Origin of the sequence: Leifsonia sp. T36S-04 (assembly GCF_042465655.1) — a bacterium.
Lineage (GTDB): Bacteria > Actinomycetota > Actinomycetes > Actinomycetales > Microbacteriaceae > Leifsonia.
This window is the reverse complement of the sequence record NZ_CP146286.1, coordinates 841,462-867,960: the sequence shown is the minus strand read 5'-3', so window position 1 is coordinate 867,960 and position 26,499 is coordinate 841,462. Positions and strand designations below refer to the sequence as shown.

General features: G+C 71.8%; 22 protein-coding genes. 14 read left to right on the top strand and 8 right to left on the bottom strand.

The genetic code is table 11. The annotated features are described in order from the left end of the window. Nucleotides 1-27 precede the first annotated feature (27 nt). Nucleotides 28-2,844: a LuxR C-terminal-related transcriptional regulator gene (locus tag P3F85_RS04275; protein ID WP_374010014.1), complete on the top strand. Its 2,817-nt coding sequence runs from the start codon at nt 28-30 to the stop codon at nt 2,842-2,844. 178 nt (nt 2,845-3,022) lie between these two features. Here P3F85_RS04275 and P3F85_RS04270 read toward each other — a convergent pair whose 3' ends face one another. From P3F85_RS04270 to metG, 4 genes are read right to left on the bottom strand one after another with little or no spacing between them, the layout of a single operon-like run. Beyond that, entirely contained in the window at nt 3,023-3,958 is a 936-nt protein-coding gene (locus P3F85_RS04270) for a 4-(cytidine 5'-diphospho)-2-C-methyl-D-erythritol kinase (protein WP_374010013.1), read from the bottom strand. Between the two features lie 58 nt (nt 3,959-4,016). Continuing rightward, a complete protein-coding gene (gene rsmA / locus P3F85_RS04265; RefSeq protein WP_374010012.1) occupies nt 4,017-4,868 on the bottom strand; it encodes a 16S rRNA (adenine(1518)-N(6)/adenine(1519)-N(6))-dimethyltransferase RsmA in 852 nt (283 codons plus the stop codon). Beyond that, complete coding sequence (locus P3F85_RS04260; protein WP_374010011.1) at nt 4,865-5,794, bottom strand: TatD family hydrolase; 930 nt, start codon at nt 5,792-5,794, stop codon at nt 4,865-4,867. The genes rsmA and P3F85_RS04260 overlap by 4 nt, the downstream gene beginning before the upstream one ends. Further along, a complete protein-coding gene (gene metG, locus P3F85_RS04255) occupies nt 5,791-7,380 on the bottom strand; it encodes a methionine--tRNA ligase (protein ID WP_374010010.1) in 1,590 nt (529 codons plus the stop codon). The genes P3F85_RS04260 and metG overlap by 4 nt, the downstream gene beginning before the upstream one ends. A 148-nt stretch (nt 7,381-7,528) precedes the next feature. On the opposite strand from metG, the gene P3F85_RS04250 reads away from it, so the two are divergent. Beyond that, nucleotides 7,529-7,801: a hypothetical protein gene (locus P3F85_RS04250; protein ID WP_374010009.1), complete on the top strand. Its 273-nt coding sequence runs from the start codon at nt 7,529-7,531 to the stop codon at nt 7,799-7,801. 11 nt (nt 7,802-7,812) lie between these two features. Further along, entirely contained in the window at nt 7,813-8,202 is a 390-nt protein-coding gene (locus P3F85_RS04245; RefSeq protein ID WP_374010008.1) for a type II toxin-antitoxin system VapC family toxin, read from the top strand. A gap of 7 nt (nt 8,203-8,209) precedes the next feature. Here the strand turns inward: P3F85_RS04245 and rsmI are convergent, their stop codons facing one another. Then, nucleotides 8,210-9,028, bottom strand: coding sequence for a 16S rRNA (cytidine(1402)-2'-O)-methyltransferase (gene rsmI / locus P3F85_RS04240; RefSeq protein WP_374010007.1), 819 nt, complete (start codon nt 9,026-9,028; stop codon nt 8,210-8,212). A 57-nt stretch (nt 9,029-9,085) separates the two neighbouring features. Between rsmI and P3F85_RS04235 the strand changes: the two genes are divergently transcribed. Genes P3F85_RS04235 through P3F85_RS04225 form a run of 3 tightly spaced genes read left to right on the top strand, consistent with a single transcriptional unit; the run spans nt 9,086 to nt 13,394 of the window. Next, on the top strand, nt 9,086-10,699 hold the full coding sequence (locus P3F85_RS04235) for a dolichyl-phosphate-mannose--protein mannosyltransferase (RefSeq protein ID WP_374010006.1): 1,614 nt from the start codon (nt 9,086-9,088) through the stop codon (nt 10,697-10,699). A gap of 55 nt (nt 10,700-10,754) precedes the next feature. Next, nucleotides 10,755-12,347 carry a protease pro-enzyme activation domain-containing protein gene (locus tag P3F85_RS04230; protein WP_374010005.1) on the top strand — a complete coding sequence of 531 codons (1,593 nt, stop codon included), beginning with the start codon at nt 10,755-10,757 and terminating at the stop codon, nt 12,345-12,347. Nucleotides 12,348-12,371: 24 nt separating this feature from the next. Further along, nucleotides 12,372-13,394, top strand: coding sequence for a YeiH family protein (locus tag P3F85_RS04225; protein ID WP_374010004.1), 1,023 nt, complete (start codon nt 12,372-12,374; stop codon nt 13,392-13,394). A gap of 40 nt (nt 13,395-13,434) precedes the next feature. Here P3F85_RS04225 and P3F85_RS04220 read toward each other — a convergent pair whose 3' ends face one another. Continuing rightward, nucleotides 13,435-14,028, bottom strand: coding sequence for a trans-aconitate 2-methyltransferase (locus tag P3F85_RS04220; RefSeq protein WP_374010003.1), 594 nt, complete (start codon nt 14,026-14,028; stop codon nt 13,435-13,437). 48 nt (nt 14,029-14,076) lie between these two features. Between P3F85_RS04220 and P3F85_RS04215 the strand changes: the two genes are divergently transcribed. The 7 genes from P3F85_RS04215 to P3F85_RS04185 all read left to right on the top strand — a co-directional run bounded on the left by P3F85_RS04215 (nt 14,077) and on the right by P3F85_RS04185 (nt 22,503). Further along, nucleotides 14,077-17,397, top strand: coding sequence for a BTAD domain-containing putative transcriptional regulator (locus P3F85_RS04215; RefSeq protein WP_374010002.1), 3,321 nt, complete (start codon nt 14,077-14,079; stop codon nt 17,395-17,397). 51 nt (nt 17,398-17,448) lie between these two features. After that, nucleotides 17,449-17,691, top strand: a complete 243-nt coding sequence (locus P3F85_RS04210; protein ID WP_374010001.1) for a helix-turn-helix domain-containing protein — start codon at nt 17,449-17,451, stop codon at nt 17,689-17,691. Then, entirely contained in the window at nt 17,684-18,190 is a 507-nt protein-coding gene (locus tag P3F85_RS04205) for a Clp protease N-terminal domain-containing protein (RefSeq protein ID WP_374010000.1), read from the top strand. The genes P3F85_RS04210 and P3F85_RS04205 overlap by 8 nt, the downstream gene beginning before the upstream one ends. Nucleotides 18,191-18,337: 147 nt before the next feature. After that, nucleotides 18,338-19,366 carry an ATP-binding cassette domain-containing protein gene (locus P3F85_RS04200; RefSeq protein WP_374009999.1) on the top strand — a complete coding sequence of 343 codons (1,029 nt, stop codon included), beginning with the start codon at nt 18,338-18,340 and terminating at the stop codon, nt 19,364-19,366. Next, complete coding sequence (locus P3F85_RS04195; protein WP_374009998.1) at nt 19,363-20,181, top strand: ABC transporter permease; 819 nt, start codon at nt 19,363-19,365, stop codon at nt 20,179-20,181. Before P3F85_RS04200 ends, P3F85_RS04195 begins: the two co-directional genes overlap by 4 nt. A 377-nt stretch (nt 20,182-20,558) precedes the next feature. Next, nucleotides 20,559-21,944 carry an L-serine ammonia-lyase gene (locus tag P3F85_RS04190; RefSeq protein WP_374009997.1) on the top strand — a complete coding sequence of 462 codons (1,386 nt, stop codon included), beginning with the start codon at nt 20,559-20,561 and terminating at the stop codon, nt 21,942-21,944. Between the two features lie 70 nt (nt 21,945-22,014). Continuing rightward, the gene (locus tag P3F85_RS04185; RefSeq protein ID WP_374009996.1) at nt 22,015-22,503 is read left to right on the top strand and encodes a glutathione peroxidase; all 489 of its coding nucleotides are present in this window, start codon (nt 22,015-22,017) and stop codon (nt 22,501-22,503) included. A gap of 35 nt (nt 22,504-22,538) precedes the next feature. Here P3F85_RS04185 and P3F85_RS04180 read toward each other — a convergent pair whose 3' ends face one another. Beyond that, the gene (locus tag P3F85_RS04180; protein WP_374009995.1) at nt 22,539-22,829 is read right to left on the bottom strand and encodes a hypothetical protein; all 291 of its coding nucleotides are present in this window, start codon (nt 22,827-22,829) and stop codon (nt 22,539-22,541) included. A 99-nt stretch (nt 22,830-22,928) separates the two neighbouring features. Between P3F85_RS04180 and P3F85_RS04175 the strand changes: the two genes are divergently transcribed. Next, the gene (locus P3F85_RS04175; protein WP_374009994.1) at nt 22,929-23,351 is read left to right on the top strand and encodes a TraR/DksA family transcriptional regulator; all 423 of its coding nucleotides are present in this window, start codon (nt 22,929-22,931) and stop codon (nt 23,349-23,351) included. Between the two features lie 114 nt (nt 23,352-23,465). Here P3F85_RS04175 and P3F85_RS04170 read toward each other — a convergent pair whose 3' ends face one another. Then, on the bottom strand, nt 23,466-26,426 hold the full coding sequence (locus P3F85_RS04170; RefSeq protein WP_374009993.1) for an AAA family ATPase: 2,961 nt from the start codon (nt 26,424-26,426) through the stop codon (nt 23,466-23,468). Nucleotides 26,427-26,499: the final 73 nt, after the last annotated feature.

The following is a 26,499-nucleotide window of genomic DNA, read 5'->3' as shown; positions in this document are numbered from 1 at the left end:
CACGGCCGATGGGGACAGGAGCGGCACGTGAACGACGAGAAGCGGGCTGCGGACGAGCGGCCCCTGTTCGGACGGGATCGAGCGCGGGAGACGATGCTCCTGGTCGCCCACCGGGCGCGCGAACGCGGCGGCGCCATCCTCGTGACCGGCGAGGCCGGCCTCGGCAAGACCGCTCTGCTGGGCGACCTGGCCGACCGGCTGGACGGCTGGACGCTGATCCGGGTCCACGCCGACTCCTTCGAATCGGACCTCGCCCACGCCACCGTGGAGACCCTGGTGCGGGGAGTGAACACCCTCCGTGCGCGACGGGGAAGCGCCTCCGACCCCATCCGGCTGCCGGACGCGGGCGACGACCCGCTCACGGTCGGACGCCTGCTGCTCGACGCCATCGACGCGATACCCGGGCCGGTGTGCCTGGTCGTGGACGACGCGCAGTGGGTGGACGAACCGTCGGCGCGGGCGCTGCGCTTCGTGGTCCGGCGCCTCACCGACCACGGGTTCCTCTTCGTCGCGGCGACCCGTCCGGTCGAGAACCCCGTCGCCGCCCTGTTCGACGACCTCGCATCGGCGACGGCGAACCATGCGCGGATCGATCTCACCCCGCTGACCGTCGGGGACACCCAGGACCTGGCGCGGCACATCCTCGGACACCCGGTCTCCCGCCGCACCGCGACCCGGCTCACCGACGCGACACAGGGCTCGCCGCTGCTGCTCGGCGTGCTGCTCGGCCAGTTGCGCGAGACGTTCGCGCAAGCCCTGCATCCCGCCGGCTGGGACATCCCGGCCACGGCCATCACACCTCTCGGCACCGCGATCTCGGCCTCGCTCGAGGGGGCCGACGCGTCCGTCCGAGCGGCAGCCGAGCTGGTGGCGGTGCTGCGCGACCCCCTGCCGCTTCCCGTCGTGGGGACCATCGCCACCCGGCTCGGTGCGGACGTCCACGTGCACGGCGCTGTCGCCCGCGGGCTCGTGCTCGCCGAGACCCGCGACGGCGTGGTTCGGGTGGAGCCCGCCCACGCGATCCTCGCGGATGCGCTCGCTGCCGAGGTGCCGCTCGACGCCCGTGTCGCCATCCACCGGGTCGCCGCCGAGGTCCTGTCAGGGCACCGAGCGCTGCGCCACCGCGTGGAGGCCGCTCACGAGGCCGACCCGACCCTCGTCGACGAGCTGCTCGCGGCCGCCCGTACCGTCTCGGACCTGGGCCAGGCCGAGCAGGCGCTGAGCTACGCGCGCTCGGCCGTCGACCTGGCCGCCGGAGCGGAGGCCGAGCGCGCGCTGCTGGAGCTCGGACTCATCGCCATGAGATTCCGGATGCACGAGCGCATCCTCGACCTGCGACCCGCCTTCGAGGCCCTGCCGCCCTCCCCCACCCGGGACGCTGTGCTCCTGGAGCTCCGGACGCTGTCCCGCGACCTCCCCGGCGCGCTCGCTCTCGCCCTGGCTTTCGAGACACGGCCCGCGACGACGGCCGACGAGCGGGCGATCCGCTCGCATGCCGCGGAGGCGCTGGCCAAGGTGCTGATGGCGACCGGCGACTTCCCCGCCGTGCTCGACCACCTGGATGCCGCGCGACGGCACATCGCCGAAAGTCCCGACCCGTCCGAGGTCGCCGATCCGGCGCTCCGCTGGCTCGCCGCTCCCCAGGACGACCTGACCCGCCTGCTCGGCTGGGCGATCAACTCGGCCGCGCACTCCCGCCGCCAGGACCTGTTCGAGCCGCTCATCGCGGAACTCGACGCCCTGGTCGTCGGTCACGAGTCACCGGCCGCGGTGGATGCGCTGGTCAGCCGGTCCCGCGTGTTCATCCTGAGCGGCGACATCGGGCGCGCCCAGGCCGACCTCTCCCGTGCCAACGAGCTGGCGCGCCGCTTCCCGACCAGCTGGACGGCGGGCTTCGCACGGACGATGTACGCGCACATCCTGTTCCTCACCGGTGACTGGGAGGAGTCGGTCACGCTCGCCGACACGGCCGTCGCGCTCGCGCTCGACGAGACCGACCTGTCCTGCTGGCCGATCGCGCTCTGGGTCTCGGCCCTGGTGCGGGCCGGGCGGGGCGAGTCCGACGCGGTCGATGAGCGCCTGCGTGCCGCAGCCCAGGCGGATCCACGGATCACGGGTTCGTACGACGGCGACCTTCCCTACCTGGCACGCGCGGAGCTGGCGCGCGCGCTCGGCCGCCCCGAGGACCAGCTGGCCGCGACCGAGCAGGCGGAAGCCGCCGCCTCGCGCGGCTCGACCCTCGGCTGGCTGACCTACCGGGTGGATGCGCTGGCCGCGCTGGGACGCGGCGAGGACGCGCGCGCGGCGTACAGTCTCTGCGCGGCGCCCGGACTGTGGCGTCCGTACTACGGCTCCCTCCGCTGGCTGGAGGGACGTGTGCTCGAGGGCGAGGGACGCGCCGCCGAGGCGGTCGCCGCCTACCAGGCAGCGCTCGAGGACCCGGGCGCTGACCGGTTCCCGTTCCCCCAGGCCGTGGCCACCTTCGACGCCGGCCGCACGAGCATCGCGGCGGGCGACGCGGCCCGTGGGCGGGAGCAACTGGAGGCGGCGGCCGCGACCTTCCGCCGGCTCGGAGCGTCCGGCTACCTGGCGCGCTGCGTGCGCCTGCTCGAGGCGACCGCGATCCCGTCGGCCGCAGCCGATCCCCTGGCGACGCTCACCACCCGCGAGCGCCAGGTCGCGCACGCCCTCGCGGCGGGGATGACGAACAAGGAGATCGCGGAGCGCCTCTACGTGTCCGTGACCACCGTCAACTTCCACGTGCGCAACATCCTGTCGAAGCTCGGGCTCCGGTCGCGCCGGGACCTGCGAACCCTCTCGCGGAGGAGACCCGTCAAGTCTTGACGGTTTCCGCCACCCCCGTTGGAGGGCCGCGCATCCCCTCGGTACTGTGAAGGGACCTGGGATGCCCGGCCCGGTCCGCGGATACGTTTCCGCACTCGACGAATCGTCTCAACCCGACGCGTGCCGTCAGCCGGGCATCCTCTGGTCCCGCTTCGCCGCTTTGCGCCGGCGGGAGCGGTCACTCGCCGACGATGCGCGCGCCGTGCACCGGCCCGGTCGCCCGGACCGCGCGCACCCGCGACGCGCTCAGGGCGATCTGCAGGTCGAGGGCCGAGTCGAGGTCGGCCGCGAGGAAGGCGACCGTCGGCCCGGAGCCGGAGACGATTCCGGCGAGGGCGCCATTCATCTCGCCGAGTTCGATGACATCGGCGATCTCGGGGACGAGGTGGATGGCCGGCGCCTGCAGGTCGTTGCTGAGCGCTTCCGCGAGCATCGCGGAGTCCCCGGCACGGAGGGCCTGCAGCACGGCGGAGTCGACGCTGGGCGTCGCCTGCGCCGGAGCGATGTCGCCCGCGTGGCGTTCGCGATGCCGGTCCAGCTCCTCGTAAACGCGTGGAGTGCTCAGCTCGCCCTCGGGCAGCGCCAGCACCCAATGGAACTGGCCGGTCGCGAGCGCCGGGCTCAGCCGGTCACCGCGTCCCGTCCCGATCGCGGTGCCTCCGACCAGCGCGAACGGGACGTCCGCGCCGAGGCGGGCCGCCAGCGCGAGCAGTTCCTCCCGCCCGATGTCCGTCCCCCACAACGCGTCGCAGGCGACGAGGGTGGCCGCGGCGTCGGCGGACCCGCCGCCCATCCCGCCGGCGACGGGCACGTGCTTGTCGATCTCCAAGCGCACGCCACCGGTGTAACCGGTGCGCTTCGCGAGCAGACGGGCGGCCTTGATGGCCAGGTTCGCATCGTCGAGCGGGAGGTTGCTCGTGTCGATACTGCCGCCGAAGGTCAGCGAGAAGTCGTCGGCCGGATAGGCGCGCACGTCCTCGTAGAGCGAGAGGGCCTGGTAGGCGGTCGCGACGTCGTGGTAGCCGTCCTCCATGACGGCACCGACCCGCATGAAGACGTTGACCTTGCCGGGAGCGCGAACGTGCACGCTGTCAACGTCCCACCCGTCCACCATGTTTCCAACCTACACACCCCACGGGCTCCCCGCTGCCGCACGGGCGGCCGCCGCCGGCCTACGCGACGGGAACGGACGCCAGCCGCACGAAGTCGGCGAGGGCCAGCTGTTCACCGCGCAGGCTGGGCGAGAGACCGGCCGCCTCGAGCGCGGTCGCGGCCGAGGACGGGTCGCCGAACACCGGCGCGAGGGCCTGCCGGAGGGTCTTCCTGCGCTGCTGGAAGGCCGCATCCACGAGGGCGAAGGTGCGCAACCGCAGGGTCTCGTCGCCCGGCTGCTCCGCATGACGCTCGAAGCCGACGAGGATCGAGTCGACGTTGGGCACGGGCCAGAAAACCTGCCGGCTCACCGACCCCGCGGTCCGCCACGCGCCGTACCAGGCGGCCTTCACGCTCGGAGCGCCGTAGACCTTGGAGCCGGGCTTCGCCGCGATCCGGTTGCCCACCTCGGCCTGCACCATGACGACTCCCGACTGCAGGGTCGGGAAGCGCTCCAGGAAGTGCAGCAGCACCGGGACCGAGATGTTGTACGGGAGGTTGGCGACCAGGCGCACCGGGTCCGCCGGAAGCTCGGTGACGGCGAGCGCATCCCGGTGCACGACGGTCAGGCGCGTTGCGGCCTCCGCCGCGAGCTGGCCGACGGTCGTCGGCAGCTGCTCAGCGAGCCGGCCGTCGATCTCGACGGCGACCACGTCCGCACCGGCTTCGAGCAGACCGAGGGTGAGCGAGCCGAGTCCCGGGCCGATCTCGACGACGCGATCTCCCGCCTGCACCTCGGCGATCCGCACGATGCGGCGGACGGTGTTGCCGTCGATGACGAAGTTCTGCCCGAGCTTCTTGGTCGGCGTCACGTCGAGCAGCTCGGCCAGATCGCGGATCTCGGCGGGCCCGAGGAGGCGCACCTCGCTCACGCGATGATCCCGATCGGCCGGGTGGGCGGCGAGCCGACCGGTTCGCTGTCCCACCGGCCGTAGACCAGCTCGGTGTTGGAGTTGATCTGCGCGGCGAGCGTTGACGCGTCCGTGCCGATCACCTCGGCCATCGCCCGGAGGGTGTGCGGGATGAGGTACGGCGCGTTCGGGCGGCCGCGGAACGGCATCGGCGTCAGGAACGGCGCGTCGGTCTCCACCATGATCAGGTGGCGGGGCGCGGCGGCGAGGGCCTCGCGCAGGTTCGGCGCGTTCTTGAAGGTGATGTTCCCGGCGAACGACATGTACCAGCCGTTGTCGGCGCAGATGCGGGCGAGCTCGACGTCGCCGGAGAAGCAGTGGAAGACCGTGCGCTCCGGGGCGCCGACCCGCTTCAGCGTCGCCACGACGGCGGCATGGGCATCGCGGTCGTGGATCTGCAGAGCGATCCCGTTCTGCTTGGCGATCTCGATGTGCGCCTCGAACGACCGGAACTGCGCGTCGCGCCGCGGGCCCTCCTCCGTGCGGAAGAAGTCGAGGCCGGTCTCGCCGACGGCGCGCACGCGCGGGCGGCCCGCGAGTTCGGCGATCACGGCGAGGGCGTCATCCAGCTCGCCGCGCTCGGCGTAGTCCGGGGCATCGTTCGGGTGCAGCGCCACCGCGGCGAGCATCCGCGGCTCGACGGCCGCGGTCTCGGCGGACCAGCGCGACGTCTCCACGTCGTTGCCCACCTGGACGACGCCGCGCACGCCGACGCTCGAGGCGCGGTCGAGGTGCTCGCGGTAGTCGAGCGGCTCCTCGCCGTCGGCGATCTCGAGGTGCGTGTGGTTGTCGTACACGGGCACCACGAGAGCTTCGGGGAGCGGCGGGTACGCCAGATCGCGGCCGTCGGTGACGTGGCGCTGCCGGATGAACGACGGGTCCGTCATACGGCGGCGACCGCCTCCGCATCGATCCGCGGGAACAGGGCGGCGAGACCGTTGACCTCGGTGCCCGCGGGAAGCTGTCCCCAGTTCCCCGCGGCGCGCAGCGGCTGCGCGGCGAGCGCACCCAGCTCGCCCTCGACCCCGAGTGCCTCCCACAGCTTGCCCGTGGCCACCGGGATGACCGGCGACAGCAGAACGGCGAGGGCGCGGAGCCCTTCTGCTGCGGTGTACAGCACCGTGCCGAGGCGCTCGCGCTGGCTGTCGTCCTTCGCCAGGGTCCACGGCTCCTGCTCGGTGATGTAGCCGTTCAGCTCGTCGACGATCCGCCAGATCGCCGTGAGCGCGTCGTGGATGGCGAGGCGCGAGATGGCCGCGTCGGCGTCGGCCGCAGCCGTGCGCACGACCTCCTGCACGGCCCGGTCGACCTCCTGGTAGTCCGCCGCGGGCGGCACGATCCCCTCGTAGTAGCGCGTCACCATCGCGATGACGCGCGAAGCGAGGTTGCCGAAGCCGTTCGCGAGCTCCGCCTGGTAGCGGGCCGTCAGATCCTCCCAGCTGAACGAGCCGTCCTGCCCGAAGTTGATCGCGCGCATGAAGTAGTACCGGAACGCGTCGGACCCGAACGTGTCGGTGATCTGCGTGGGCGCGATCCCGGTCAGCTTCGACTTGGACATCTTCTCGCCGCCGACGAGCAGCCAGCCGTGGCCGAAGACGCGCGTGGGAACGTCGAGTCCCGCAGCCATCAGCATCGCGGGCCAGATGACGGCGTGGAAGCGCAGGATGTCTTTGCCGACCAGGTGGTTCGCGGGCCAGCGGCGGGCGAACTCCTCGTCGTCCTGCCCGTAGCCGACCGCGGTGATGTAGTTGAGCAGGGCGTCGAACCACACGTAGACGACGTGTGACTCATCCCACGGCACCTTGATGCCCCAGTCGAAGCTCGAGCGCGAGATGGACAGGTCGGAGAGACCCTGGCGCACGAAGCTGACGACCTCGTTGCGCGCCGACTCGGGCTGGACGAAGTCGGGCCGCTCCTCGTAGAGGGCGAGCAGGCGGTCGGCGAACTGGCTCATGCGGAAGAAGTAGTTCTTCTCCTGCAGCAGCTCCAGCGGCTTCGAGTGGATGGCGCAGACCTTCTGGCCCTCGTACTCGCCCGTCCCGTCGACGATCTCGCTCTGCGGCTTGAACTCCTCGCACCCCACGCAGTAGAGGGCCTCGTACTCGCCGGCGTAGATGTAGCCGTCGTCGTAGAGCTTCTGCAGGAACTTCTGGACGTTGACCTCGTGCCGCTCGTCCGTCGTCCGGATGAAGTCGTCGTTCGAGATGTCGATGGTCTCGAGCAGCGGCAGCCACTCCTCCGTCACGAGCTTGTCCGCCCACTGCTTCGGCGTCGTGCCGTTGGCGGTGGCGGTGCGGAGGATCTTCTGGCCGTGCTCGTCGGTGCCGGTCAGCAGCCAGGTGTCGTCGCCGGCCTGGCGGTGCCAACGGGCGAGGACGTCGGCCGCGACCTCCGTGTACGCATGCCCGATATGCGGGACATCATTCACGTAGAAGATCGGCGTGGTGATGTAGAAGGAAGAGCCATCGGACATGGTGACTATCCTACGGGCGCGGGCGCGCGCGATCCCGCGTGTTACTCCGCCTGTGGAGAACGCCGGGCGAGCGCCGCCGATCGGTCTCCGCCCACCGGTTCAATCCGGGATAGAATGGCTCCGATTCAACACGATCGGAGCCGATATCATGAAGATCGCCCCAGCAGACGACCTCCCGCGCGTCCCGATCAGCGCGTTCAAATCGAACCCCGTCCGCTATCTCGAGACCGGCGCGCTCGTGACCAACCACGGGAAGGTTCGTGCGGCTTTCGTGCCCGTCGACGACACCGATGACGGACTGGAGGGCGTCAAAGCCCAACTCGGACTTCTCGCCCGAATGACCGATCCCGACGATGTCGCCGCGGAGCTGGCCGACCTCTCCGCGAGCCGGTCCTCCGAGGTCGTCGGGGACGCGCGGTGACGCCCCGGGCGATGCTCGACACGAGCGTGATCGTGGCCGGCCTCACTCCCGAGATCATCACAGGAATCGAGGACTACGCCTCCTCGACCATCTGCCGAGCGGAACTCGTACGCGGACGGGAGGCCTTCGAGGAGGACCCTGCGAAGCAGAGGCTGGTCCCCATCCGGCGCGAGCTCATCCGACTGCTCGATTCGATCCCGGGATTCTGGATGGATTTCGACGCCCGGGCAGCGGACGGCTACGGCCGCCTGACGGCTCAGCCGAAATCCGCCATGCGACTGAAGGATGCGCTGATCGCCGGCCACGCGTTCGCGCACGGACTCCCCCTCGTCACCAGAGACTCCGCGTTCAGCAGATTTCCGGCGGTCCAGCTGGAAATTCTTCCGACGCCCGCTCGCTGACGTCCGCTCAGGAACGCCGGGCGAGCGCCGCCTGGTACAGGTCGCGCTTGCTCAGGCCGGTGGCGTCCGCGACCTCGGCCGCCGCATCCTTCAGCCGGGTTCCGGCCGCGACCAGGGCGACCACCTGCTCCAGCGCCGTCTCGGGGTCGGCCTCGCGCGCCGGTGCTCCGGCGATGACGATGACGATCTCGCCCCGGACCCCATCCGCGGCCCACGCGGCCAGCTCGGCCGCGGTGCCGCGCTTGACCTCCTCGTACAGCTTTGTCAGCTCACGGCAGACGACCACGCGGCGGTCGTCGCCCAGCGCCGTCGCGATGTCGGCGAGGGAGGCGGCCAGCCGGTTCGGCGACTCGAAGAACACCATGGTGCGCGGCTCGGCGGCCACGGCGCGGAGGGTGGAGAGCCGCTCCCCCTGCTTGCGCGGCAGGAAGCCCTCGAAGGTGAACCGGTCGGTCGGCAGGCCGGACACGGCGAGCGCGGTCAGCACCGCCGAGGGACCGGGCAGCGCGGTCACCGCGACGCCTGCCGCCGCTGCGGCCTCCACGAGGTGGAACCCGGGGTCGCTGACCGTCGGCATCCCGGCATCGGAGAGCAGCACGACATCCACGTCGCGGGCGAGTTCGACGAGCTCGGGCGCGCGCTCCCGCTCGTTGTGGTCGTGCAGCGCGATCAGCCGCGGACGGTTGGTGACACCGAGCCCGGCGAGCAGGCGCTGAGCGACGCGCGTGTCCTCCGCCGCGACCACCGCGGCCTCGCCGAGCACCTCCACGAGCCGGCGGGAGGCGTCGCCCAGGTTGCCGATCGGGGTGGCCGCGAGGATGATCATGGTGTCCAGTCTGTCAGCCGAAAGGCGACTCGAAGGCTGCGCCCCTAGCATGGCCTGGTGACTTCAGCACCCCCGACCGCCGCCCCGGCCGCGCACGTCGCTCCGGAGCGCGTGGGCAGCCGCCTCGACGACTGGTGGGCGCGCGTACTCGGCACCCCGGCCCGGATGCGGCTCTGGTACTGGGGCGCGCCGATCGGCGTGACCCTGCTCGCGGCGATCCTGCGTCTCTGGAACCTGGGCCAGCCGCACTCGCTCGTGTTCGACGAGACCTTCTACGTCAAGGACGCCTGGTCGACCTGGAACCTCGGCTACGAGGGCAGCTGGCCCGACAAGGCAGACGCCCGCTTCGCCGCCGGAGAGACGCAGATCTTCTCGTCCGATCCGTCCTTCGTCGCGCATCCGCCCCTCGGCAAGTGGCTGATCGGCCTCGGCATGGCCGCCACCGGGCCGGGCAACTCGTTCGGCTGGCGGCTGTCGACCGCCGTGGCCGGGACGATCGCGGTGCTGCTCGTCTTCCTGATCGCCCGGACGCTGTTCCGCTCCACCATGCTGGCGACCATCGCGGGCTTCCTGTTCGCGATCGACGGGCACGCGATCGTCATGAGCCGGGTGGCGCTCCTCGACGGCTTCGTGATGTTCTTCGCCCTGCTGGCGTTCTGCTGCATCCTGCTCGACCGGAGGTGGTCGGCCGACCGGCTGGCGGCCCGGGTGGCCGCCGAGCGGGCCGCGGGCCGGGATCCGGCGTGGGGGCCGGTGCTGTGGTGGCGTCCGTGGCTGATCGCCGCGGGCATCCTGTGCGGGCTCTGCGCCGGCGTGAAGTGGACCGGGTTCTACTTCCTCGCGTTCTTCGCCGTCTACACGGTGGTGGTGGATGCGGTGGCGCGGCGCCGCGAGAAACTGCCCTTCTACATCAGCGGAGCGCTGCTCAAGCAGGCGCCCGCCACCTTCGTTCTCATGGTGCCGCTGGCGTTCGTCGCCTATGTCGCCACCTGGGCCGGGTGGATCTTCTCGCGCGACGGGTACTACCGGAACTGGGCGGAGGCGGTGCACGGCGAGTGGACGGGGGCGCTCGCCTGGGTGCCGCACTGGATCCAGAACCTGTGGCACTACCAGGCCGAGATGTACGGCTACAGCATCAACCTGCACACGCCGCATCCGTACCAGTCCAACCCGTTGACGTGGACGCTGATGCTGCGGCCGACGAGCATGTACTACGTCGGCAGCTCGCAGGGGCAGAACGGGTGCGCCACCACCTCGTGCTCGGCCGCGATCACCTCGCTCGGCAATCCGCTGATCTGGTGGGCGGGGACGGCGGCGATCCTGTTCCTGGTGTACTGGCTCGTCCGGACGCGGGACTGGCGCATCGGCCTCATCCTGACCGGGCTGGCCGCGGGATACCTGCCCTGGTGGCTCTACATGGGGCGCACGATCTTCACGTTCTACTCGATCGCGTTCGAGCCGTACCTCATCCTGGCGCTCACGGCGGTGATCGGGATGGTGCTGGGCAGGCGGTCGGATCCCGAGCCGCGGCGGCGGCGCGGCATCCTGTGGACGGGGGTGTTCCTGGCGGCGTGTGCCGTGGTGAGCGCGTTCTTCTGGCCGATCTGGACCGGGCAGCAGGTGCCGTTCTGGTTCTGGCAGATCCACATGTGGCTGCCGAGCTGGGTCTGAGCGGGCGGTGCCCTGACACTGGGAAGTGTCACTGGCCGGTGGTAGACCGAGGGGTATGAACGACGCCGAACAGCCCCTGGATCTGGTCCCCCTTCCCGGTAGTGAGCGCCCGCAGCGGCCCGGCTTCCGCGCACACGGCGGACTCGCCGCCGGCTCGCGCGTCGAGGCGACCGTCGTTCTCCGGCGACGCGCAGAACTGCCGGAGAGCGCCTTCACGTCGCCGCTCACCCGCGACGAGCTCGCCGAGCGCTACGGCGCATCGCCGGAGGACGTCGAGCTGGTCCGCCGCACGCTGCAGGACGCCGGCCTGACGGTCGACGAGGTGGATGCGGGCGCACGACGGATGCGGGTGTCCGGCCCCGTCGAGACCGTCGCCAGGGTGTTCGGAACCGACCTCGCGCAGTCGACGCCGGAGGACGCGGGCGACGACGCGCCGACGTACCGGCAGCGCACGGGCGGGCTGAGCATCCCGGCCGCGCTGTCCGGCATCGTGACCGCGGTCCTCGGGCTGGACGACCGGCCGCAGGCGCGCGCGCAGTTCCGCTACGTGCCGGCCGCCGCGGTCAACGTGAGCTACACGCCGCCGCAGCTCGGCGAGGTGTACGCCTTCCCCAAGGGCACGGACGGCAGCGGCCAGACCATCGCGATCATCGAGCTGGGCGGCGGGTACGTGCAGTCCGACCTCGACACGTACTTCGCGGGGCTCGGGATCCCGACGCCCTCCGTCACGGCGGTCGGGGTGGACGGCGGCTCGAACGCTCCGGAGGGCAACCCCAACGGCGCCGACGGGGAGGTCATGCTCGACATCGAGGTCGCGGGAGCGCTGGCACCGGCAGCCGCGATCGTCGTCTACTTCGCCCCGAACACGGACGCCGGATTCCTGGACGCGGTCAGCACCGCCGCCCACGCCGACCCGACGCCCGCGGCCATCAGCATCAGCTGGGGCCAGTCCGAAGATCAGTGGACGGCCCAGGCCCGGACGGCGTTCGACCAAGCGTTGCAGGATGCGGCCGCGCTCGGCGTGACCACGACGGCCGCCGCCGGTGACGACGGAAGCAGCGACCGGGTCGGCGACGGGAAGCCGCACGTCGACTTCCCGGCATCCTCGCCCCATGCGCTCGCCTGCGGCGGCACCCGGCTGGAGGCCGACACCGCGACCGGCGCCGTGAGGTCCGAGACGGTGTGGAACAACGGGACCGGCCGCGGCGCGACCGGCGGCGGGGTCAGCGCGGTGTTCCCGCTCCCCAGCTGGCAGAAGGGCGTCGGCGTGCCGGCGGGAGCCGACGACACCGACGCCGGAGGGTCCTCCAACGGCCCCGGCGGCCGTGGCGTGCCCGATGTGTCGGCCGTGGCCGACCCGCAGACCGGGTACCGTGTCCGCGTCGACGGGCAGGACACCGTGATCGGCGGCACCAGCGCGGTGGCACCGCTATGGGCAGCCCTCGTCGCGCGGCTCGCCCAGTCGACCGGCAAGCCGCTCGGGCTCGCCCAGCCGCTGCTCTACGACTCGGTGGCGGCCGGTCAGGTCGCGGCCGGGTTCCGCGACATCACAGCGGGCGACAACGGCGCCTACCGGGCGGCCGCCGGGTGGGACGCCTGCACCGGGCTCGGAGTGCCGAACGGGACGAAGCTGCTGTCCGCACTCTGAGTGGATGCTCGCCAGAATGGACGGGTGAGTTCTCCCGTCGGTGACGTCCGCCGTCCTGTGCCCTGGCTACCCGGCGTCGCCGTCTGCTTGCTCGCCGCTGCGGTCGCCTGGGCGGTGCATTGGCTGGCGCCGGCGGTCCCACTGCTGACCGCTGCCGTCGTGCTCGGCATCGTGGTCGGTCAGCTTCCGGTCGCCCGACCGGCGATCACCGGGGTCCTGGCACCGGGTCTCTCACTCAGCGCCAAACGTCTGATGCGCCTCGGCGTGGTGCTCCTCGGGCTCAAGCTGAGTCTGGGCGACATCGCGGGCCTCGGCTGGGTGACCATCGCGACCACCGTCGCGGTCGTTCTGATCAGCTTCGTCGGGACGTTCTGGATCGGCCGGCTGTTCCGGCTGCCCGGCCACCAGCCCCTCCTGATCGCGACCGGGTTCTCGATCTGCGGCGCCTCGGCGATCGGCGCGATGAGCGGAGTCGTGAAGCCGAAGGACGAGGAGGCGGCCACACCGGTCGCCCTGGTCACGCTGTGCGGGACGCTCGCCATCTTCGTCCTGCCGGTGCTATGGCACCCGCTGGGACTGGATGCGGCTAAGTTCGGGCACTGGGTGGGCGCCGGGGTCCACGATGTGGGGCAGGTGGTGGCGACCGCGCAGATCGCGGGAGCCGGTGCGCTCGCCGTCGCCGTGGTGGTCAAGCTGACCCGGGTGCTGATGCTGGCGCCGATGGTCGCGATCACCGCCGTGGTGGAGCGCCGGAGGCTCGTCGAGGGCGACCCTGCCGCCAAGCGGCCGCCGATCGTCCCGCTGTTCGTCGCCGGATTCCTCGTCGCCGCACTGGTGCGCACGTTCCTCCCGCTGCCGACGGTCGTGAGCGAGGGGGCGGACACCGTGCAGACGCTGCTGCTCGCGATGGCGCTGTTCGGTCTGGGAACCGCGGTCCGGCTGCGCACGCTGGTCGGCACCGGCTGGCGGGCGCTCGCGACGGGGCTCGTGTCCTGGCTTCTGATCGCTCTGCTGGCGCTCGCCGCGGTCTGGCTCAGCGCCGGCTGAGGGGCAGTTCCCACTCGGGGTGCGACTGACCCTGGGCGTCTCAGGCGCGGGCCACGATGTGGAAGACGTGCCAGCGCTTCGGGCCCTCGAACGACATCCCACGGCGGTCGTCCTCGACCAGCTGCAGCACCTCCATACCGGTCAGCATCCCCTCGACCTGCGCGCGGTCGTGGAAGCTCATCCCGGGCCGCCCGACCCACTCGTCGTGCGGCCCGAACAACTCCCCTGCGAACAACCCGCCCGGGCGGAGCGCCTCGCGGATGTCCGCCCACAGGTACGGGAAGTGGCTCTCGTCACAGAACGGCAGCGCGAAGCCCGCATAGACGAGGTCCGCAGGCGGCAGTTCACCCAGCTGCTCGAAGCGCGTGCGGCGAACCGTCACGCGCCCGGCCGCCTCGGGAGACAGCCCCGCCAGCACGCGTTCCTCGACGCCGGGGTCCGCATCCGTCGCCAGCACCGACCAGCCGTGCTCGGCCAGGTGCCGGGTCTCGACGCCGTCGCCGCAGCCGAGGTCGATCGCCTCGCCGGGTGCGCCGTCACCCGCGGCCGCCCAGGCGGCGAGCGCACTCTGGAAGGTCGGCCGGACGCCGCGTCCACCCTGCTCCTCGTAGAACTGCGACCAGTCGAACGCCATGTGGCCGAGCCTACACACGCGCTCGGGCGCACTGGCTAAGATCGGCGGGTGCAGACCGCGCCCCCGTCTCCCCGCGTCGCCGTGCTCGGCCCGGTGCTCGTGGAAGACCGCGGCGGAGCGCTGTCCGAGCCCGCGGGCGCGCTCGGCAAGAGCCTCATCGTGGCGCTCGTCCTCGCCCGAGGGGCGGCGACCGTGCCGTCTCTCGTCGAGGACCTGTGGGATGACACCCCGCCGCGACAGGAGCGCGCCGCCTTGCAGACACTGGTGTCCCGCGTACGCACCACGAGCGCCGACGGGCTCCTCGAGTCGACCCCGAGCGGCTACGCACTCGCGCTCTCTCCCGAGGAGACCGACTTCGGCTGGGCGCGCCGTGCGCTCGACCGGGCGGATGCCTCCCTCCGCGCCGGCGACGCCCGGGCAGCCGTCGCAGAGACGTCGGCCGCGCTCGGCCTGTGGCGGGGAGAACCCGGCGCCGAACTCGGGAGCTCGCCGCTCGCCGATGCCCTGCTGCAGCAGGCGGCCGCCCTGCACGACGACCTTCTCCTGGTCCGGGCGAAGGCTCGACGTGCGACCGGGGATCACGCGGGCGCCCTCGCCGACCTGCACCCCCTGATCGAACGGCGACCGCTCGACGAGACCCTGCGGCTGGAGCAGCTGCGGACGCTGGCCGATGCGGGGCGCCGCAGCGAGGCCCTCCTGGCGTTCGCCGAGCTCAAGGAGGCTCTCCTCGACCGCCTCGGGACGCGTCCCGGCCCCGACCTGGTGGCCCTCAACGCCGAGCTGCTCGCGTCGGACGACGAGGATCGCCCCGCGGCCTCCCGCCACGTCCGTATCGGCCTGCGGTCCGCGCCCAACGCGCTGATCGGTCGCGAATACGATCTGGAGGCCGTCGAGGACCTGGTCGCGACCTCCCGGCTGACCACCATCCTCGGCGCCGGCGGCCTCGGCAAGACGCGTCTCGCGCAGGAGGTCGGTGCCCGCGCGGTCCACACTCCGGCGGTGATCGTCGTCGAGCTTGCCAGCGTCCGCACGGGCGAGGATGTGGTGCTTGCGTTCGCGTCCACCCTCGGCATCCGCGAGGCGAGAGCCGCCCGTCCGACCGACCCTGGCGCGCAGCTCGACCTGCGATCGCGCATCCTGGGGCTGCTCGCGGAGCGCGAGACGCTGCTGATCGTCGACAACTGCGAGCACATCGTGGATGCGGCGGCCGCGTACGTGCAGGACATCCTCGACTCCACGACCACCGTGCGGGTGCTGGCGACCAGCCGCGCGCCGCTGCACATCGGAGCCGAGCGCGTGTATGCCCTGGATTCGCTCCGGAGCTCCGACGGCGACACGGGCACGCCCGGGCTCGGCGACTACGGCCCGGCCGTCGCCCTCTTCGTCGAGCGCGCGCGGGCCGCGCGGCCGGGTGTCGTGCTCCCCCTCGACGTCGTCGCGCGTCTCTGCGACCGCCTCGACGGCCTGCCCCTGGCCATCGAGCTGGCGGCCGCGCGCACCCGCTCCCTGTCGGTGGAGGAGATCGAGCGCAGACTGGGCAACCGCTTCGTCCTGCTGACCGGCGGCGAGCGCACGGCGCCCGAGCGGCACCGCACGCTGTTCGCGGTCATCGAGTGGAGCTGGAACCTGCTGGGCGCCTCCGAGCAGGCACTCCTGCGACGGCTGTCATGCTTCCCCGACGGCTTCAGCGCCGAGGCGGCGGAAGCCGTCGCCGGCCCGTCCGCCGGCGCGGTCCTCGACGACCTCGACGCGCTGGTCGAGCAGTCGCTGGTCGCCGTGGTGGAGGACCGCGGAACCGGTCTGCTGCGGTACCGGATGCTGGAGACCGTCCGCGAGTTCGCCGACCATGAGCTCGTGGCGGCCGGCGAGGTGGACGCCGTGGTGGCCGGTATGGATGCGTGGGCCACCGCCTTCTGCCGCGACGCGCTCGCGCGCATGCACGGCCGCGAGCAGGTGGCGACGTTCCAGCGGGTGACCGCGGAGCAGGACAACCTGGTCGCCGTGCTGCGGTCGGCGCTGGACGGCGGCCGCACGGACACCGTCGCGGTGGTCTTCGCCACCCTTGCCTACTACTGGTCGCTGCGCAGCGCCCACTCGGAGGTCTTCGGATTCGGCCCTGCGATCATGACCGCGCTCTCGGACTACGAGCCCTCGGGCGAGCTGCGGGACGCCGTCGCCGCCTGCTACACGATCATCGGGGGCACCTTCCTCTTCGTCGACCTGCGCACTGCGGCGCGGGCCATCTCGCGGTTGCGCCGGCTGCGTCGCAGCGGACCGTTCGGCATCCCGCGCCTGGATGCGATGTCGGCGCTCGTGCTGCACGCCGGCCGCGCCGACTCCGGAATCGCGCTGCTCGGCGAGTACGCCGCCTCCACCGACCCGGAGAACGCCGCCATCGGAAATCTGCTGCTCGCCCAACTGCACGAGAACGCGGGCGAGCTGGATGAAGCCCTCCGCTCCGGAACGCGCGCGTGGGAGAGCGCGCAGCTCGTCGGAGACGCCTGGTCGCTGGCCTCGGCCGCCCAGTCCATCGCACAGTCGCACAGCCAGCTCGCGCATCCGGCCGCCGCCCTGGAGTGGGGCCAGCGGGCGTACGAGCAGATGGCGCTGCTGCACGCGGACGGCGACCTGCGCCAGCTCGACTGGCTGATCGCCATCAATGCGATCTCGACGGGTGACACCGCGCGCGGCCGCCGGCTGCTGGAGCGCTACCTCGCCGCCGAGGTGGACCGCACCGGGTTCGACTACGCCGACTATTACGCCATCGGGCACGCCGGCATGGCCGAGATCGCGCGGGCCGAGGGCGATCACGCCGAAGCGGTCCGGCTGTACGCGCAGGCGCTCGCGGCGATCTCCGAGTCGACCGATCCTCGCGCCGGAGCGATGAGCCCGTGGATGATCATGCTGGGTGCGGCGGCCCTCGTGACCCGGCTGCGGGCGCATGCGGATGCGGTGGGCGGGGTTCCGGTCGACCGAGCCGCGGTGGAGTGGGACGAGACCGACGAGGCGGCCGCCGCCCTCCGCAGGCGCATCCTGGTCACGGCGCGCCTCAGTCCTCCGACGCTCGACCAGCCGGTGATGGGGTCGGGCTTCGTCGGCTACGCGATGTGGATGCTCGACCCGCGAACGGTCGAGCACCATGCGTCCTCCGACCGGTGGATCCGCACCGGCCTGACGCTGTTCGCGGTGGCCGAGCGGGCCAACTCGCGACAGGATGTGGCGAGTCTGCACAGGGACGTGCTCGCCGCGCGCATCCACGCCATCCACGGCCGCGAGGCTCTGGATGCTGTCGCCGCCGAGGTCGTCTCCCTGGCTCCCGCGGAGGCGGTATCCCGAGGGCTGGAACTGCTCTCCGACATGCGTCCCTGATTTTTAGCAACTTTGGTTGACACCATGATTTAAGCAACTATAGTTGCTTCCATGAACCCCACCACGCCGTTCCCGGACCCCGTCGGAGGCGTCGCCGACGGTCTCGCCGCCGTCGTCGCGCTCCGCGAACTCGCCGACCGAATGGAAGACGCCGAGGTCGAGCGCGCCCTGCGCGAAGGGTGGACCTGGACGCAGATCGCCGACGCCCTCGGCATCACCCGCCAAGCGGTGCACAAGAAGCACCTGCGCCGCGTCGCCGCCGCCGGCGTCGAACTGAGGAGACGCAATGTCTGAGACCACCTCCGGAGCGCAGAACGTTCCGGGCCAGCCGCTGTCGCGAGCCCTGCGACCCGTCATTATCCGCGCCGTCACCGAAGCGCAGCAGCGTGGATCGGGCGCGGTCGAGGCCGAGCACCTCCTGCTCGCCCTGTCTCGCGACGGCAGCCTGCCGGTCCGCACCGTGCTCGCCGATGCGGGCCTCGACCCGGACGGCCTCGACGCCGCGATGACGGCCGAACGCGCCGCCAGCCTCCGGGTCGCGGGAATCACGCAGCCTCCCGCTGAACGCCTGGCCGCGTCTCCCCGCCTGACCCGCCCGCGCTGGGGCGCGTCCGCCCGTGAAGCGCTCGTTCGCGCCCACCGGGTCGCCGCGGCCAACCGGCGGCAGCGGTCGGGGGAGCTCGATCTGCTCGCCGCCCTCCTGGGTCTCGAACTCGGCACGGTTCCCCGCGTGCTCACCCTGGCCGGTGTCGACCGGCAGGAGCTGCTCACCACCGCGCGACGCGCCGCCTGACCGCGCCGCCTGACCGCCGAGCGCATCCACTCGGCTCCTCACACGCCCTTACAGCCACCCCTCCGCCGTGTAAGCGGCACGTAAGGGCGGTGTAAGCGCGCGCCCACATCATCGGAGCATCACCGTTTCCACCAGGAAAGGACCATCATGACTCGCAGCTCGGAGTGGGCCGTCGAGGCCCACGGGCTCGTCAAGACCTTCGGCGCCAACCGCGCCGTCGACGGCGTCGACCTCACCGTCCGCGCCGGAGCCGTCTACGGCGTCCTCGGCCCCAACGGCGCCGGCAAGACCACCGTCATCTCCATGCTCGCCACCCTGCTGAAGCCGGACGCGGGCGACGCCTTCATCTTCGGCCACGACATCCGCAAGGAGCAGCAGGTCGTGCGCCAGCTCATCGGCGTGACCGCCCAGTTCGCCTCGGTCGACGAGACGCTGTCCGCCAACGAGAACCTCATGATCTTCTCCCGCCTGCTCGGCCTCTCCGGCCGCGAGGCGAAGGCGAAGACCGCGGAATTGCTCGAGGAGTTCGGGCTGACGGATGCCGCCAAGCGCCCGCTCAAGAAGTTCTCCGGCGGCATGCGACGGCGACTCGACCTGGCCGCCAGCCTCATCGCGCAGCCGCCGCTGATCTTCCTCGACGAGCCGACCACGGGCCTCGACCCGCGGACCCGGTCGCAGATGTGGGACACGATCCGCCGCCTCGTCTCGACCGGCTCCACCGTGCTTCTCACCACGCAGTACCTCGACGAGGCCGACCAGCTGGCCGACCGCATCGCGGTCATCGACCGCGGCCGGGTCGTCGCCGAGGGCACGGCCGACGAACTCAAGGCGTCGGTCGGCGAGTCCTCGCTGCAACTGCGCCTCACCGACCCGGCCGACATCGAGGACGCGCGGCGCGCCATCCAGACCGTGCTCGGAGTGGATGCGGTGGTGTCGCCCGAAGGCTCCCGCATCACCGCGCCCATGCGCGACGCGGACGCCGTCACCGACCTGTTCGTGACGTTCCGCGAGGCGGGCATCCACCTGCAGGAGATGTCCGTGCAGAAGCCCACACTCGACGAGGTGTTCCTGACCCTCACCGGTCACGGCGTCGAGGACGAAACGGCGGCCGAGAAGGCGGACGCGTCCGCCGACGACGACAACACGGCAGACACAGTAGAAGGAGTCCGGGCATGAGCGCCATCGCCACCATCACACCGCCGTCCGAGCGGCGGCTGAAGAACCACGTCAGCCTCCGCCAGACGGTCGCGAACACCCTGACGATGGCCCGCCGCGGCCTCCTCAAGGTGCGGCGCACCCCCGAGCAACTGTTCGACGTGACCCTGCAACCGGTCATCTTCACCGTCATGTTCGCCTGGCTGTTCGGCGGCGCGATCGCAGGCAGCGTGGAGGCCTACCTCCCGCAATTGATTCCCGGCATCCTGGTGCAGACCGTCATCACCGCATCCGTCGTGACGGGCGTCCAGCTCCGCGAGGACATGGACAAGGGCGTGTTCGACCGCTTCAAGTCGCTGCCGATCGCCCGCATCGCCCCGCTCTCCGGGGCACTGCTCGCGGACACCCTGCGCTACGCGATCGCCACGACGATCACGTTCATCGTCGGCTTCGCCATGGGCTACCGCCCGGGCGCCGGGTTCGGCTTCGCCGCACTGGGTGGCCTGCTGGTCGTCGCCTGCGCCTGGGCGATCAGCTGGATCTTCGCCTTCTTCGGCGTGATCGCCCGCACCGCGGGGTCGGTGCAGGGCATCTCCTTCCTCATCCTGTTCCCGCTGACGTTCTTCTCGAACGCGTTCGTCTCGCCGAGCACGCTCCCGGCCTGGCTGGAGTGGTTCGTCAACATCAACCCCGTGTCGCACCTCGTCACCGCCGTGCGCGACCTGGCGAACAACGGCACGTTCGGCGCCGACGGCTGGATCGCCCTCGCCGGTGCCGCCGTGATCGTCGCGGTCTTCGCGCCGCTCACCGTCCGGGCCTACATGCGCAAGGCCTGACCGGCGCACCCGGTCCCCCGAACGGCGGCCGCCACATCCTGCGGAGGGATGCGGCGGCCGCTTCGCGTTCCGCGCCGCTATCCGCTCACCCGAGTGGTGACTCGTTGCACGAAAGCGCGCCGAGTTGCGACATCATGTCGCAACGCGTCAGCGACCGACCGCGCCTGCGTCGGAGCTTCCGCGGCCTGCGTCGGAGATCCGGACGCCCTGCGCCGGCGATCTCCGACCGACCGCGGTGCGTCGGAGATGCGGCGCACGATCTCCTACGGGACGGCCGCCGCAGTCGCGAGCCCGGAGACAGCGCCACGCACGATCCGTGCGCGGATGCGCGCGACGACGCCCGAAAGCGGCGCCTGCGCCGACATAGACTGGTGGATGTGACAGCGTACGTCTCGGCCTTCGACCTGTTCTCGATCGGCATCGGCCCCTCGAGTTCGCACACTGTCGGACCACTCAGAGCCGCCGCCGCCTTCGCCGCTCGCCTCGAGGCCGAGGGGGTCATCGACCGCGTCGACCAGGTCACCTGCACTCTCTACGGTTCGCTCGGTTCCACGGGCATCGGGCACGGCACACCGGATGCGGTGATCGCCGGCCTTCGCGGCCTGCAGCCCGAGACCTGCCGTCCGGAGGACGTCCGGGGCCTCTGGTCCGGCCTCGAACCGGGCGCGACTCTCCTGCTGGCCGGCCGGCGCGCCATCCCCCTGAGCAAGGACGACATCGCGTTCGAGCCGCGCACCCGCCTCCCCGGCCACCCGAACGCCCTGACCCTGCGGGCGTGGGGGCGGGATGCCGCGGGCGAGCGCTCGCCGCTCCCTCTGCTGGAGGAGACCTACTACTCCATCGGCGGCGGCTTCATCCGGCGCGACGGCGAGGAGGCCGACCTGGCGGCGCGCCACGCGCATCCCCTCCCCTACGACAGCGCCGAGGAGCTCCTCGCGATCTGCGAGCGCGACGGCATCCCGATCTGCGAGGTCGCCCGCCGCAACGAAGTGGCACTGCACGGTGCCGACGCGACGCGCGAGCGGCTCGACCTGATCTGGGAGGCGATGGCCGAGTGCGTCGCGCGCGGACTGGCCGGTGACGGCACCCTCCCCGGCGGGCTCGGTGTCCGGCGCCGCGCGGCGGCGATGCGGGAGCACCTGGAGGCGGTGCAGGACGACCCGGGGCGCGCGACCGCGCTCGAATGGCTGCACGCGTTCGCGCTCGCCGTGAACGAGGAGAACGCATCCGGAGGCCGGGTCGTGACGGCGCCGACGAACGGCGCGGCCGGAATCATCCCGGCCGTCGCGCACTACTACCTGCGGTTCGTCCCCGGTGCGTCCGCCGAAGGTATCCGCCAGTACCTCCTGACGGCGACCGCGATCGGCTCCCTGTTCAAGGCCAATGCGTCGATCTCGGGAGCCGAGGGAGGCTGCCAGGCGGAGGTCGGGTCGGCCTGTGCCATGGCCGCTGGTGCCCTGTGCGCGGTGCTCGGCGGGACACCCCGGCAGGTGGAGAACGCCGCCGAGATCGCGATGGAGCACCACCTCGGACTCACCTGCGACCCGGTCGGCGGCCTCGTGCAGATCCCGTGCATCGAGCGCAACGCGATCGCGTCCTCCACCGCCGTCTCCGCCGCCCGGCTCGCACTGCACGGTGACGGCCGGCATCTGGTGTCGCTGGACACGGTGATCGAGACGATGCGTCAGACCGGGCTGGACATGTCCACCAAGTACAAGGAGACGAGCGAGGGCGGCCTCGCTGTCAACGTCATCGAGTGCTGAGCTGCCGGATCGCGCGACCGACCCCGCATTCTCCGAGCCGGTTCCGAGCGTCGGGCCATACGCTGCCATCATGACCGTGATGGACATCCCCTTCCAGACCATCGACGGCGAGCCGACCACCCTCTCCGCATACGCGGGCAAGGTCATCCTCGTCGTCAACGTCGCCTCCCGCTGCGGGCTCGCGCCCCAGTACGAGAAGCTCGAGAAACTGCAGGAGACGTACGGCGAGCGGGGCTTCACCGTCGTCGGGTTCCCGAGCAACCAGTTCCTGCAGGAGCTCGGCTCGACCGATGCGATCAAGGAGTACTGCTCGACCACCTGGGGCGTCACGTTCCCGATGATGGAGAAGGTGCGCCTGAACGGCCGGAACGCGCATCCGCTGTACCAGGAGCTGACCAAGGCTCCGGATGCGGAGGGCAAGGCGGGGCGGGTGAAGTGGAACTTCGAGAAGTTCGTGATCACTCCTGAGGGTGCCGTCCATCGCTTCCGTCCCCAGACGGAGCCGGACGACCCGGCGATCGTGGGGCTGATCGAGGAGTCGCTTCCCGCCGCCGTGTGAACGGGACGGTTCCGCGGGGCGCTCAGCCCAGCGGACTACGCCCGGCGGAACCAGCGGCCGCCGACGCGTTCGGTGAGCCGCCACCCGCCGATGTCGGCGAGCGTGCTGAGGTGCGCCACGGTGTGCTCGGCGACCCGGAACGCGGACCGCTCGGTGTCCTCCGTGAACCGCACGGTCAGCCGGGCCTCGCCCGCGACGACGTCGACGCTGCTGGCCTCGACGACGGCGAGTTCCCGGGCCGCGCCGGCCGCGGCCGGCTCGATCGAGCGGGGGTCGACTCCCGGGCGCAGACGGCCGACGGCGACGATCACGCGAAAGGAGGGCACCAGCTGAGCCTACGCGCGTCGCTTGCGCGGTTCCGTGCACCTAGGCGTACGCTGACCCGATCGGGATGCCACGATCGGGGGATCGGAAGGGGTGCGCTCGTGCACGAAACGAACACGGACGAGCTCGAGGTGACGACAGGCGATGACGCCTTCGGCGGCCTCGACGCGGCTGAGCTGGAAGAACTCGAGGCGCTGCTGCGCGAACGACGGCGCGGCGACGTGGCCGAGTCGCAGCGGATGGCGGAGTCGCTGGGGACGCTGCTGGCGTCACGGTCGGAGTCGACCGCGGACGACGAGCACGACCCGGAAGGGCCGACGCTGTCGTCGGAGTGGAGCCGGCTCCAGGCGCTCCGCTCGGATGCGGCGCACGACATCGTCGCCGTGGACGCAGCGCTGGGCAGGCTCGACCGCGGCACGTACGGTATCTGCGCGCGCTGCGGACGGCCCATCGGGGTCGACCGGCTTCGCGCGCGTCCGACGGCCGAGTTCTGCATCCGCTGCGCGGTCGCCGTCGAAAGCTAGCCCGGCGCCACGCCACGCCGCGCGGCGCCGCGACGATGGGTCGCAACACGCCGTTATGCGCGTCGCTCAACGGCGTGTTGCGACACATCGTTCTCGTCCGGACGATGCCGGGGGCTAGCGGGCCGGGCGTGAGGCGCGGTAGACGGCCTCGGTCCGGCTCGACGCGCCGACCTTGCGCAGAATGCTCGAGACGTGCACGCTCGCCGTCTTTGCACTGATGTAGAGCCGCTCGCCGATCTGCTTGTTGCTGAGTCCCTGCTCGATCAGTGCGAGGACCTGCTCCTCGCGCTCCGTCAGCGGCGCGCCCTGCGCCGACGCAGCGGGGGCGGCGTGCCCGGGCGGGTGGGCCGCGAGAGCGTCGGCGGCGGCCACGAGGAGCCGGATGCCGCGCTCCTCCGCGAGCGCCCGCGCGTCGGACACGAGCGTCTCGGCCCGGGATCGCTCCCCCGCGGCTAGAGCCACACGTGCGGCGCGCAGCAGTGCATAGGGACGCAGGTGGGCGGGCGCGACCGGATCGCCGGCCGCCGACGCCGCGTCTTCCCACGCGGCGAGGACACCGGCGTAACGCTCGCTGCGGTCGACAGCACCCGACATCGCCGCGCGGGCGGTCGCCAGCTCCGCGTCGATGAGGGGTGCCCACGCTCGGGCCGTCGGCCATTCGCGGAGACCGTCCAGCACGCCTGCCAGCCGCTCCACCTCCGATTCGACGACGATCACCCCGCTCGACGAGTCGGAATCTGGACCGTGGTCGGCATAGCCGCCGGCCGGTCCACTGCCGCGCATCGCGAATTCGGCGAGTGCCCGGGAGGCTCCGGCCAGCACGGGCAGATCCAGACCGGGCAGCGAGCGGAACGGCGGCGAGCCGATGCCGCGCGTCTCCGCCCAGGCGCGCTCGTAGTCGCCGAGGGCGATCGCCGTCTCGGCGGCGATCCGCGCGAGGAGCAGGCGGGTCTGCTGCTCCATCTCGGCAAGGGCACGGAGGGGGATCCGGAACCGGCGCAGCAGAGCATCCGCCCTTTCCGGTTCGCCGTGCCACACCCAGAGCCGGGCGCGTTGGAGTTGAGCGGAGAGCCCGGCGCGGTCGTCGAAGCCGAGCGCGATGCGCAGCAGCTCTTCCGCGCGGTCGTACTGGCCGAGCGCGATCAGCGGCTCCGCGGTGTTCGCCGCGAGCCAGATGCCCGACGTCCGCTCCACACCGCGCTCGCGCGCGCGGGCGACCCCCGACTCCGCCAGCCGGACAGCATCCTCGTACAGGCCGACCGAGTTGAGGGCGTCGGATGCGTTCACGGCATACCGCAGGGTCGCGCCGGCGTCGCCCGCGGCGAGTGCGCTGGAGATCTCGAACTCCGCGAAGCCCTCTGAGATCTCGCCGGCGGCCACCAGCGACGCGGCGAGGATGTTGTGCGCGACCGACCGGAGCGGCGGAGGGGCCGCTTCCGCCTCCCTGATCGCTGCGCGGGCGGTCGGGATGGCGGTCTCGAAGGTTCCCGCGAGCATCCGTTGCGCCGCGAGCTCGGTGAGCAGGTGCGGCCGCAGCGGGTCCCCCGGCGGCACCGCGTCGGGCGGCACGAGCGCCAGGGCCTCCTCCAGCAGCTCGGCGGCGCCTGGACGGTTGAGGTTGCCGAGGTACTGGCCCTTGTCTCGCAGCAGCCGTGCCCGCCGAGAGGGGGCGAGCCCGTCCGACTCCGCGAGGGCGACCTCCACGAGGGCGAGCGCGCGCTCGTTGTTGCCGGCGTTGCGCAGCGCGGATGCCGTGCGGGCGATCACGGCGACGCGGTCGCGTCCGCTGAGCTCCTCGGCGTCGGGGACGCGGTCCCACAGTTCCAGCACCCGGTCGCCCATCGCCGCTGCGGTCGCATACGCGTACGACCGTTTGGCCTCTTCCATCGCCTCCAGCGACGCGAGGAACGCGCGGCGCACGTCGTGTGCGGCGAGCCAGTGCGACGACAGCTGCACCGCAGAGCGCTGCGGGCTCGCCTCCAGAGCCTCGGCGTAGAGCGCGTGGAACCGGGTCCGCTCGCCCGGGAGCAGGTCGGCGTGGACCGCCTCGCGCACGAGCGCGTGGCGGAACGAGTACTCGGTCGAGTCTGCGGCGAGCAGGTTGGCGACGATCGCCTCGCGTGCTGCGGCATCCAGTTCTTCCGGTGTTCCCTGGTACACCGCGGCGAGCAGCTCGTGCGTCACGCACACTCCACCGGCTGCGAGCACACGCAGCAGCCGCTGAGCCGGTTCGCTCAGTCGCTCGAATCGTGTGAGCACCAGCTCGCGGAGCGTCTCGGGCAGGTCGTCTCCGGAACGCAGCCCGTCGATCCCGACCAGCTCTTCGACGAAGAACGGAACGCCCTCGCTCAGTTCCGTGACACGTTCCAGAGAGCCGTCGTCCGGCACGCGCCCGAGCAGCTGCTCGACGAGCTCGGCCACCTGGCCGCGGCCCAGCCGGGCCACCTCCCAGCGGGTCACCCGCCGCGTCCGATCGAGTTCGGGAAGCCAGGACCGGAGGACGTGCCCGCGCGGCACCTCGTCGCTGCGGTAGGTCAGCACCACGAGGAGGCGGGCGTGCTCGGCCATCCGGACCAGGAAGCGCAGCAGCTCCAGCGTCGAGCGGTCCGCCCACTGCAGGTCTTCGATCGCGAGGATGACCGGCCGTTCCGCCGAGAGCTTCTCGAGCAGGTCGGTCACCAGTTCGTAGAGGCGCTCGGCGCCGGTGCGCGGCGGCACCGCCGACTCGTCCGCCAGCTCGGGCAGCAAGGCCGGCAGCACCCCCGCGCTGGAGCCGGCCACCTCCAGGACGCGCTCGAGCCCGACGACCTGGATGAGCCTCCGCAGCACCCCGGCGAACGGGGCGTACGGCGGCCCGTCGTCGCCCACATCGACGCAGCGGCCCACCAGGACCGTCGCGCTGGCGTCGTGCTCGACCAGGAACTCCTCGAGCAGACGGGACTTGCCGATCCCCGCCTCTCCCCCGATCACCACGGCCCTCGGCTCCCCCGCGGCCGCGGCCTGGAACTCGTCGCGCAGCGCCGCCAGGTCGGACCCCCGACCGACCAGTGTCTGGCTCGAAGCCGCTGCTCGCATGGCATCATCGTGCCACGCACCACCGACATCCGGACCCCCGCCACCGACCGCTTCCCGCAGGGCGGACAGCTCG

Coding starts and splice junctions, on each gene's coding strand:
- P3F85_RS04270 (WP_374010013.1), bottom strand. CDS start 3,958: ATGGTGGACGGGTGGGACGTTGACAGCGTGCACGTTCGCGCTCCCGGC.
- P3F85_RS04260 (WP_374010011.1), bottom strand. CDS start 5,794: ATGACGGACCCGTCGTTCATCCGGCAGCGCCACGTCACCGACGGCCGC.
- metG (WP_374010010.1), bottom strand. CDS start 7,380: ATGTCCGATGGCTCTTCCTTCTACATCACCACGCCGATCTTCTACGTG.
- P3F85_RS04250 (WP_374010009.1), top strand. CDS start 7,529: ATGAAGATCGCCCCAGCAGACGACCTCCCGCGCGTCCCGATCAGCGCG.
- P3F85_RS04245 (WP_374010008.1), top strand. CDS start 7,813: ATGCTCGACACGAGCGTGATCGTGGCCGGCCTCACTCCCGAGATCATC.
- rsmI (WP_374010007.1), bottom strand. CDS start 9,028: ATGATCATCCTCGCGGCCACCCCGATCGGCAACCTGGGCGACGCCTCC.
- P3F85_RS04230 (WP_374010005.1), top strand. CDS start 10,755: ATGAACGACGCCGAACAGCCCCTGGATCTGGTCCCCCTTCCCGGTAGT.
- P3F85_RS04220 (WP_374010003.1), bottom strand. CDS start 14,028: ATGGCGTTCGACTGGTCGCAGTTCTACGAGGAGCAGGGTGGACGCGGC.
- P3F85_RS04210 (WP_374010001.1), top strand. CDS start 17,449: ATGAACCCCACCACGCCGTTCCCGGACCCCGTCGGAGGCGTCGCCGAC.
- P3F85_RS04205 (WP_374010000.1), top strand. CDS start 17,684: ATGTCTGAGACCACCTCCGGAGCGCAGAACGTTCCGGGCCAGCCGCTG.
- P3F85_RS04200 (WP_374009999.1), top strand. CDS start 18,338: ATGACTCGCAGCTCGGAGTGGGCCGTCGAGGCCCACGGGCTCGTCAAG.
- P3F85_RS04195 (WP_374009998.1), top strand. CDS start 19,363: ATGAGCGCCATCGCCACCATCACACCGCCGTCCGAGCGGCGGCTGAAG.
- P3F85_RS04185 (WP_374009996.1), top strand. CDS start 22,015: ATGACCGTGATGGACATCCCCTTCCAGACCATCGACGGCGAGCCGACC.
- P3F85_RS04170 (WP_374009993.1), bottom strand. CDS start 26,426: ATGCGAGCAGCGGCTTCGAGCCAGACACTGGTCGGTCGGGGGTCCGAC.